Raw genomic sequence first — 9012 nt, forward strand, 5'->3', positions numbered from 1 at the left:
ACACACTGTTCAAGATCCGGCGCATGAGGTGAGCAACACGATGGCGATGACGGCAGCGGTCAAGGATGAGCTGAGCCGGGTCGACGTGCCCAAGCCCTGCTGCCGCCGGGCGGAGATGGCGGCCCTGCTGCGCTTCGCGGGCGGCCTGCACATCGTCTCCGGCCGGGTCGTGGTCGAGGCCGAACTGGACACCGGCGCGGTCGCCCGGCGCCTGCGGCGCGAGATCGGTGAGGTCTACGGCTACCAGAGCGAGGTGCACGTTCTCGCCTCCGGCGGCCTGCGCAAGGGCAGCCACTACATCGTCCGCATCGTCAAGGACGGCGAGGCCCTGGCCCGCCAGACCGGTCTGCTCGACGTCCGCGGCCGCCCGGTCCGCGGCCTCCCGCCGCACGTCGTCTCGGCCAACGTCTGCTGCGCGGTCGCCGCCTGGCGCGGCGCCTTCATGGCCCACGGCTCCCTCACCGAGCCGGGCCGCTCCAGCGCCCTCGAGATCACCTGCCCGGGCCCCGAGGCCGCGCTGGCCCTGCGCGGCGCCGCCCGCCGCATCGGCATCACGGCCAAGGAACGCGAGGTCCGCGGCGTCGACCGCGTCGTCATCAAGGACGGCGACGCCATCTCGGCCCTGCTCACCCGCATAGGAGCCCACGCCAGCGTCCTGGCCTGGGAGGAACGCCGGGTCCGCCGCGAGGTCCGGGCCACGGCCAACCGCCTGGCCAACTTCGACGACGCCAACCTCCGCCGCTCCGCCCGCGCCGCCGTCGCAGCGGCCGCCCGGGTCACCCGCGCCCTGGAGATCCTGGCCGAGGAGGCCCCCAACCACCTGACCTCGGCGGGCCGGCTGCGCCTGGAGCACCGGCAGGCCTCCCTGGAGGAACTGGGCGCCCTCGCCGACCCGCCGCTGACCAAGGACGCGATCGCCGGCCGCATAAGGCGTCTGCTCGCCCTCGCCGACAAGCGCGCCCGCGACCTGGGCATCCCCGACACCGAGGCCGCCGTCACCCCCGAGATGATGGCCTGCTGAGCGGGTTATCCACAGGGCGCGGTCGCGTGGTTTCCCGGGGCGACCCGGAGCGCGAGAATCCTCGTGTGAGCGACAAGAATCTGGAACAACGGGTGACCGCGGTCGAGGCCGAGGTCGCCGAGGTGCGCCGGGAAGCGGCGGCGGCGCGTGCGCTGGCCGCCGGGGCCAACCGGGACGTGGCGGACTATCGGGCCCAGATGCGCGCGCACACGCGCGGGCTCGAGGCGCTGAGACAGACCCAGATCGAGCACAAGGCCGACCTCGCCGATCTCCGAGCCGAGGTCCGCGCCCGATTTGCCGAGGTCAATGCGAGTCTGCAAACCATCGTGGGCCTGCTGCGGCAACGTGCCGAATAGGGCTTGCTGACGGCTCACTGCCGGGAGACCTCAGAAGTACGCGTCCTCCAACCAGCTCTGGGCCCGACAAGCCGGCCTGATTGCAACCCCGGGCCGCAGCGCCGCCGCCGGCCGGGCGGACACGCACTATCGGCACTTCCGCAGCTTCTCGGCGCTAGTGTCTTGTGGCGAGCGCTACCGGCCTCAGATAAGCCATCGGGTTCGCCGGGCGCCGCGATGCGGTCGTCGCGGCACAGAACGCATTCGGCGAGAGGCGCCTCGGCACGGCCCGGCGAAGGCGGAGATGCTCCCCGCCACGGCGGCCGCCCGGGCGGGATCTTCCAGCTGCCACGGATGGGCCGGCTCGCGGTGGATGGCGTTCAGCGCCGGGCGCATGTCGGCGTCCCCGGGCAGGCGCGGCCACCTCAGCGCATCGCCGGCGGGCTTCCGCGCTCCGCAGTCCGGCGCCCGCACGATCGGGACAGCCGGGCCGGGTTTGCTCGATGGCCTCCCAGGGGCGGTTCGAAACACCTCGACCAGAGCCGGCCGGGCATGCTGCCCAGCCGGGCATCTGGTCCGGGCGAACGAACTGCCGGGCCGGGTGGGTTCCCGGAGCGGTCTTGCATGGGTGGTCCTGCTGAGCGGCGTTTGCTGGGCGGCGTTTGCTGGGCGGCCTTGCTGGACCGCCTTGCTGGACCGCCTTGCTGGACCGCCTTGCTGGACCGCCTTGCTGGACCGCCTTGCTGGGCGGCCTTTGCTGGACCGCCTTGCTGGGCGGCCTTTGCCGGGCGGCCTGATCCTGGCGGCGATCCGGGTGGCCGGCGGCAGCAGGCTCGGGACCGACCAATTCTTCCTCACCTCGTGGAGGGCGACCTGGGCGGACGCTCAAATGACCGTTGGTCGGCGTGAACGCACACGGGCTCCGCGGAGCGGGTGGTGGGCGCGCGGGTGGTGGGGCGCGCGGGTGATGGGGCGCGCGGGTGGTGGGGCGCGCGGGTGTGGCAGCGTCGGCCTAGTGGTGGCAGCGTCGTCTTGGGCGACTGATTTGACCGCCGGGCGCTGAAGCTGATCGACGACGGGTCGTCGGACCCGAACGGGTGCCGAGACCGCTGAGCCCGGGTGCCTCAGCGTTGTCGCCGCCGCTGGCAACGCGGCTACTGACGGTCACGCCTGAGAGGCTTGTCCGGTGTCGCCGGCCCGGGGGTGACCCAGCGCCGGGCCGGAATTGGCGCCGGCCCGGTGTTGCAGCAGGTCGGGGCCCTCGGGGCGGGACGGGGAGGTGCGGTTGGGGCGGATTGCGCCGTACGGTATGGGGGTTTTGAGGGAAATGGAAAGTGAAGCGGGGGTGATAACGGTTCCGTCGCAACCCCGACGGTGGGTGCTCAGCGGGCTCGGATAGGGTTCGGGGTGACGGCGACGGTGCCGGCAGCTCGGCCGACCCAAGCCGTGACGCCGCCGAAGTGCTGGCGCGGCGGCTCATTGGTGGCCGGACGCCCCCTTGCCGGCCTCGACATCTGGTCGGCACGCAGATCCTCCGCCGGTCGCAGACTCCGGCGGACCGAAACGAGGAGATCCACCTGTGACCATCCGGGTTGGCATCAACGGCTTCGGCCGTATCGGCCGCAACTTCTTCCGGGCGGTTCTCGCCTCCGGTGCGGACATCGAGGTCGTCGCCGTGAACGACCTGACCGACACCGCGACGCTGGCCCAGCTGCTCAAGTACGACTCGATCCTGGGCCGCCTCCAGCAGGAGGTCAAGGCGACCTCCGACGAGATCACCGTGGGCGGCAAGGCGATCAAGGTGTTCGCCGACCGTGACCCGGCCAACCTCAAGTGGGGCGACGTCGGCGTCGACGTGGTCATCGAGTCGACCGGCTTCTTCACCGACGCCACCAAGGCCAAGGTGCACGCCGAGAACGGTGCCAAGAAGGTCATCATCTCGGCGCCGGCCAAGAACGAGGACATCACGATCGTGATGGGCGTCAACGACAATCTGTACGACGCCGCCAAGCACAACATCATCTCGAACGCGTCCTGCACCACCAACTGCCTCGCCCCGATGGCGAAGGTCCTCAACGACACGATCGGCATCGAGCGTGGCCTGATGACCACGATCCACGCCTACACCCAGGACCAGAACCTGCAGGACGGCCCGCACAAGGACCTGCGCCGCGCCCGCGCCGCCGCCCTCAACGTGGTGCCGACCTCGACCGGTGCCGCCAAGGCGGTCAGCCTGGTGCTGCCCGAGCTCAAGGGCAAGCTCGACGGCTTCGCGATGCGCGTGCCGATCCCGACCGGCTCGGCCACCGACCTGACCTTCCAGGCCGGCAAGGAGACCTCGGTCGACGAGGTCAACGCCGCGATCAAGGCCGCCGCGGACGGCCCGCTCAAGGGCATCCTGGTCTACACCGAGGACCCGATCGTCTCGTCGGACATCGTCACCGACCCGGCCTCCTGCATCTTCGACGCCGGCCTCACCAAGGTGATCGGCAACCAGGTCAAGGTCGTCGGCTGGTACGACAACGAGTGGGGCTACTCGAACCGCCTGGTCGACCTGGTCAAGCTGGTCGGTGCGTGAGTTGAAGAACCTCGACGACCTGCTCGGCGAGGGTGTGCAGGGTCGGCGCGTCATCGTGCGCGCCGACCTGAACGTCCCGTTCGACAAGAACCAGCCGGGCGTGATCACGGACGACGGCCGCGCCCGCGCGGTGCTGCCGACGCTGATCGCGCTGCGTGACGCGGGGGCCCGTGTCATCGTGATGTCGCACCTCGGCCGGCCGAAGGGCGCGCCCGACCCGAAGTACACGCTGGCGCCGGTCGCGACCCGCCTGGCCGAGCTGCTCGGCTCGCCGGTGGTCTTCGCGGCCGACACGATCGGTGACGACGCGCAGGAGAAGGTCGCCGCTCTGGGTGACGGCCAGGTGCTGCTGCTCGAGAACCTCCGGTTCAACGAGGGTGAGACCTCGAAGGACGACGCCGTACGCGTCGCGTTCGCCGAGCAGCTGGCCGCGTTCGCCGACTACTACGTCGACGACGCGTTCGGCGCGGTGCACCGCAAGCACGCCTCGGTGTACGACGTTCCGGCGCTGCTCCCGCACTACGCGGGCGGCCTCGTGATCAAAGAGGTCGAGGTCCTCAAGCGCGTCTCGGAGAGCCCGGAGCAGCCCTACGTGGTCGTGCTCGGCGGTTCGAAGGTCTCCGACAAGCTCGCGGTGATCAAGGCGCTGCTGCCGAAGGTCGACAAGCTTCTGGTCGGCGGCGGGATGTGCTTCACGTTCCTCAAGGCTCAGGGTCACGAGGTCGGGAAGTCGCTGCTCGAAGCCGAGATGATCGACACCTGCTCAGCGCTTCTGGAAGAGGCCGACGGCCGGATCGTCCTGCCGGTCGACGTGGTGGCGGCGAGCGAGTTCTCCGCCGACGCGGCCCACGACGTCGTCGACATCTCCGGCATTCCGGCCGACCGCCTCGGTCTCGACATCGGCCCCGCGTCGGTGTCGCTGTTCGCCGACGCGATCTCGGGCGCGAAGACCGTCTTCTGGAACGGCCCGATGGGCGTCTTCGAGCTGGCGCCGTTCGCGGCCGGCACCCGGGGCGTCGCCGAGGCCATCACCAAGATCGACGGCTTCTCGGTCGTCGGCGGCGGCGACTCGGCCGCGGCCGTGCGCACGCTCGGCATCGACGAGTCCGGCTTCGGTCACATCTCGACCGGTGGCGGCGCCTCCCTGGAATACCTCGAGGGCAAGAAGCTGCCCGGCGTCGAAGCTCTGGAGAAGTGATGTCGGAGTCACGTAAACCGGTCATCGCCGGCAACTGGAAGATGAACCTCAACCACTTCGAGGCCAATCTGCTCATCCAGAAGCTGGCCGCCGGCCTGCCGGCGGAGACGCTGGCCCAGGTCGAGGTCGTCGTGCTGCCGCCGTTCACCGACCTGCGCACCGTGCAGACCGCGGTCGACGGCGACAAGGTGCAGATCCAGTACGGCGCCCAGGACCTCTCGCCGCACAAGGGCGGGGCGTACACCGGGGACATCGCCGGCTCGATGCTGAGCAAGCTCGGCTGCACCTACGTGCTGGCCGGGCACTCCGAGCGGCGCGAATACCACCACGAGGACGACGTGCTGGTCAACGCGAAGGTCCGCGCGGCCTTCGCGGCCGGCCTCACGCCGATCCTGTGCGTGGGCGAGGGCCTGTCCATCCGCGAGGAGGGCAACCACGTCGGGCACTGCCAGACCCAGCTCGACGCGGGCCTCGAGGGGCTCACGCCGGAGCAGGTCAAGCAGGTCGTGATCGCCTACGAGCCGGTCTGGGCGATCGGCACCGGAAAGACCGCGACCCCGCAGGACGCTCAGGAAGTCTGCGGCGAGCTGCGCTCGCGACTTGCCGAGACGTACGGCAAGGAGATCGCGGACGTGGTGCGCATCCAGTACGGCGGCTCCGTGAAGGCGGCCAACATCGCCTCGATCATGGCGCAGCCGGACGTCGACGGTGCCCTGGTCGGTGGCGCGAGCCTGGACGCCGAGGAATTCACCTCGATCGTCCGTTACCGGGAGCATGTCGCGAAGTAACAGCAAGCAGCATGCCCGGGCGTGGAGAACGCCCGGGCATTCGCTATTGTGGGACCGCTGCGGTGCCCTTTGAGAGGATTGACCATGCCGATCGCGTTCGCATACACGCTGGTCGTGTTGCTGATCATCACCAGCATTCTGCTGACGCTGCTGATCCTGCTCCACCGGGGCAAGGGCGGCGGCATGTCGAGCATGTTCGGCGGCGGCGTGACCTCCAGCCTGTCCGGCTCCTCGGTCGCGGAGAAAAACCTCGACCGTTACACCGTTCTGGTCGGTGTCGTGTGGTTCGCGTGCATCGTCGGTCTGGCACTCTGGCTGCGCACCGCGCTGCCGTCTTCCTGACCGAGAGTAATAGTCGTAGAATCCTCCGCGCGCCCGGACGGCCGGGCGCGCGGTTGTTTTATTCGTCCTTGTCAAGGCCGTGTTGTGAACCGGCCCGCTTACGCCAGTCGAGACAGGAGTGACGTCCGTGTCCAGTGGCAGTGCGATCCGCGGAAGCCGCGTCGGGTCCAGCCCGATGCGCCCCGACGAGCGCAGTGAACCCGCCCCGCGCCGGGAGGTGAGCTATTTCTGCGCGGCCGGGCATTCGAGCCAGATCTGGTTCGCGCTCGACGCCGCCGCGCCCGACACGTGGGACTGCCCGCGTTGCGGCCAGCCGGCCGGCCTCGACGGGCAGAATCCGCCCGGACGTTCGCGCGCCGAGCCGTACAAGTCGCATCTGGCGTACGTCAAGGAGCGCCGTTCCGAGGAGGACGGCGCCAAGATCCTGGCCGAGGCGCTGGAGAAGTTGCGCCAGCGGCGCGGTCGCTAGATTTCGGTGCTCCGGCCGAGGTAGAGACCGCCTCGGCCGGGCGGCATCGGGATCTCGGTGAAGCCCAGCCGGTCGTAGAAGGCACGCGCGCCGGTGTTCGCCGGGGCCATGCTCAGGTGCACCCGCTCGACGCCGGCCGCGTGCAGGCCGCGTAGGAAGCTGGTCATCAGCGCCCGGCCCTCGCCGTGTCCGCGCGCCTGCGGCAACAGGTCGATGTGCAGGTGGGCGGGGTACTCGGCGAGCTCGGGCATCAGCATGCGCTGCGGCCAGCGGAGCAGCTTGAGCAGGCTCTGGTCGCGCGGATCGTCGTCGTCGCGGTAGCGGTCGCCGAGCTGGGGCAGCCACTCGGTCTCGTAGCGGCGTACGAACTCGGGGGTGTCGGCCGTCCCGAGGATGTAGCCGATCGCGTTGCCGTCGCCGTCGTCGAGGATCCGGGCGACGTCGGGCTCGAGCGTGACGTACGGCGCCGCGTAGATGTCCCCGATCAGCCGGTCGTCGCCGAACCGGCCGCTCAGGTCCGCGCCCGCGTCGGCGGTGCGGATGCAGATGTCATAGAGGGCGTCGAGGTCGCTCGGGCGATACCCGCGGATGATCGGCTGCACGCCCGCGATTCTAGGCGGAGTGATCACGTAGCGCCTGGACGTGTGTTCACGCTCGCAGCACGGCCGGCGTCCCCTGATCGTCGAGCCGGTGGCCGGTGGCCGGTGGCCGGTGGCCGGTGTGGCCGCGGCTTCGATAGCTGGGCGCTCGGCGGCTGGCGCATGCTGGGCAGTCCGCGCGCGATGGCGGTCCGGCCCGGTTACGTCTTCGTCATTTCGTGGGCGGCCTTCGCGCCGGCCCCGCGAGGATGAACCCATGAACTGGACACTCGAGGTGGTCGTGGTGCCGGTAAGCGACATCGACCGGGCCAAGGCGTTCTACGCGGACGGGCTCGGCTTCACCGTCGACCACGACATCGTGATGGGCGAGGCGGTGCGAATCGTGCAGCTGACGCCGCCGGGGAGCGGGTGCTCGGTGGTCATCGGCAAGGGCGCGGTGCCGGCCATGGAACCCGGATCGCTCAAGGGGCTGCAGCTGGTGGTGCGCGACGTCGCGGCGGCCCGGGAGGAGCTGCTGGCGCGGGGTGTGGCGGTCGGCGAGGTGCAGGTCGTGGGGGAGAACCCGCACCCGGTGGCGCATCCGCTCGACAACGTCGGCTTCCTGTTCTTCGACGACCCCGACGGCAACAGCTGGGGCATCCAGCAGATCTCCACCCGCCCGTGAAGCAGACCGGCCCGTGAAGCAGACCGGCCCGTGAAGCAGACCGGCCGCCGGGCCGCCCGGGGCCGCCGGCGCCGGGGAACGGCCCGGTGTTGCAGGGGCCGGATCCCCGTCGCGGGGACGGTCATGGTGCTTCTGGGGACTCGCCCCGGCGTATTTTATGAGGCCGCGACGTCGGCAGCGGCCGGACCGTCGAGGAGCCAGAGGGTTCGGCTGGTGCCGGTCGCGTGGGCGGCCGGGAGAGACTTGTCGCCGTTGAGGGCGGCGCCGACCGACTTGGTCTTGTCGGGGCCGGCGGCGACCAGCCAGACCTCGTCGGCGGTCTGGATCGTGGGCATCGTCAGCGTGATGCGGGTGGGCGGGGGCTTCGGGCTGTTGAAGGTCGCCGCCGTCGTGCCGGTCTCGTTGAGGACCGGGTGGCCCGGGAAGAGGCTGGCCACGTGGCCGTCCTCGCCGACGCCGAGCATCAGGACGTCGAAGGACGGCAGGTCGGCGCCGCCGGTGACCAGCTCGCGGGCGTAGCGGGCGGCCGCGGCGGAGGCGTCGTCGCCGTCCGGGCCGTCGGAGGCCGGCATGGCGTGCACGCGGGCCGGGTCGAGCGGCAGCGCGTCGAGCAGGGCCGCGCGGGCCTGGGTCTCGTTGCGGTCCGGGTCGCCGGCCGGCAGGAAGCGTTCGTCGCCCCACCACAGCTCGACGTGCGGCCAGTCGATGGCCTTGCCGGCCGGCAGGTCCTTGAGGGTGGCGAGGACCTTGGCCGCGATGCGGCCGCCGGTGAGGACGATGCTCGCCGAACCGCGCTCGGCCTGCGCGTCGATGATCTTGATGGCCAGCCGGGCGGCGACCGTCGCGGCCAGGGTGTCGGCGTCGGGGGAGACGACAACCAGGGTCTTACTCATGCGAGCCTCCAAAAAGGGCCGCCCGCCGTCGCCCGCGTACGCGGTCAGCGGCGAATGCGGCTCGGTGCGGTGCAGGTCGGTGGGGTCGCCACCGCCCCCGTCGTCCGAACTCGTGCCGAAGTAGT

At 70.7% G+C, this 9012-nt stretch carries 10 protein-coding genes; 8 read left to right on the forward strand and 2 right to left on the reverse strand.

Annotation, left to right across the window (positions count from 1 at the left end; genetic code table 11):
• Window positions 1-40: 40 nt before the first annotated feature.
• From whiA to AB0M88_RS41285, 7 genes are all read left to right on the forward strand, one after another.
• Complete coding sequence (gene whiA / locus AB0M88_RS41255) at window positions 41-1021, forward strand: DNA-binding protein WhiA (RefSeq protein WP_364111539.1); 981 nt, start codon at window positions 41-43, stop codon at window positions 1019-1021.
• Between the two features lie 65 nt (window positions 1022-1086).
• On the forward strand, window positions 1087-1377 hold the full coding sequence (locus AB0M88_RS41260) for a hypothetical protein (protein WP_364111521.1): 291 nt from the start codon (window positions 1087-1089) through the stop codon (window positions 1375-1377).
• A gap of 1558 nt (window positions 1378-2935) precedes the next feature.
• Entirely contained in the window at window positions 2936-3934 is a 999-nt protein-coding gene (gap, locus tag AB0M88_RS41265) for a type I glyceraldehyde-3-phosphate dehydrogenase (protein WP_364111523.1), read from the forward strand.
• Between the two features lies 1 nt (window position 3935).
• Window positions 3936-5132, forward strand: a complete 1197-nt coding sequence (locus AB0M88_RS41270; protein WP_364111541.1) for a phosphoglycerate kinase — start codon at window positions 3936-3938, stop codon at window positions 5130-5132.
• Window positions 5129-5920, forward strand: a complete 792-nt coding sequence (gene tpiA, locus AB0M88_RS41275) for a triose-phosphate isomerase (RefSeq protein ID WP_364111525.1) — start codon at window positions 5129-5131, stop codon at window positions 5918-5920. Before AB0M88_RS41270 ends, tpiA begins: the two co-directional genes overlap by 4 nt.
• An 84-nt stretch (window positions 5921-6004) precedes the next feature.
• A complete protein-coding gene (secG, locus tag AB0M88_RS41280; RefSeq protein ID WP_364111527.1) occupies window positions 6005-6262 on the forward strand; it encodes a preprotein translocase subunit SecG in 258 nt (85 codons plus the stop codon).
• A gap of 127 nt (window positions 6263-6389) precedes the next feature.
• Window positions 6390-6731, forward strand: coding sequence for an RNA polymerase-binding protein RbpA (locus AB0M88_RS41285; RefSeq protein ID WP_364111529.1), 342 nt, complete (start codon window positions 6390-6392; stop codon window positions 6729-6731).
• Here AB0M88_RS41285 and AB0M88_RS41290 read toward each other — a convergent pair.
• A complete protein-coding gene (locus AB0M88_RS41290; RefSeq protein ID WP_364111531.1) occupies window positions 6728-7333 on the reverse strand; it encodes a GNAT family N-acetyltransferase in 606 nt (201 codons plus the stop codon). The genes AB0M88_RS41285 and AB0M88_RS41290 overlap by 4 nt on opposite strands.
• A 253-nt stretch (window positions 7334-7586) precedes the next feature.
• Between AB0M88_RS41290 and AB0M88_RS41295 the strand changes: the two genes are divergently transcribed.
• Window positions 7587-7994: a VOC family protein gene (locus AB0M88_RS41295; RefSeq protein WP_364111533.1), complete on the forward strand. Its 408-nt coding sequence runs from the start codon at window positions 7587-7589 to the stop codon at window positions 7992-7994.
• 155 nt (window positions 7995-8149) lie between these two features.
• Here the strand turns inward: AB0M88_RS41295 and pgl are convergent, their stop codons facing one another.
• Window positions 8150-8887 (reverse strand): 6-phosphogluconolactonase, encoded by a 738-nt coding sequence (gene pgl / locus AB0M88_RS41300; protein ID WP_364111543.1) that lies wholly within the window; start codon window positions 8885-8887, stop codon window positions 8150-8152.
• Between the last annotated feature and the right edge of the window lie 125 nt (window positions 8888-9012).

The sequence above is a fragment of the Actinoplanes sp. NPDC051411 genome (genome assembly GCF_040682075.1).
Classification (GTDB): Bacteria; Actinomycetota; Actinomycetes; order Mycobacteriales; family Micromonosporaceae; genus Actinoplanes.

Bases quoted from the DNA above. Each gene is read 5' to 3' on its own strand.
- secG (WP_364111527.1), top strand. From the start codon at position 6,005: ATGCCGATCGCGTTCGCATACACGCTGGTCGTGTTGCTGATCATCACC.
- whiA (WP_364111539.1), top strand. From the start codon at position 41: ATGGCGATGACGGCAGCGGTCAAGGATGAGCTGAGCCGGGTCGACGTG.
- AB0M88_RS41295 (WP_364111533.1), top strand. From the start codon at position 7,587: ATGAACTGGACACTCGAGGTGGTCGTGGTGCCGGTAAGCGACATCGAC.
- pgl (WP_364111543.1), bottom strand. From the start codon at position 8,887: ATGAGTAAGACCCTGGTTGTCGTCTCCCCCGACGCCGACACCCTGGCC.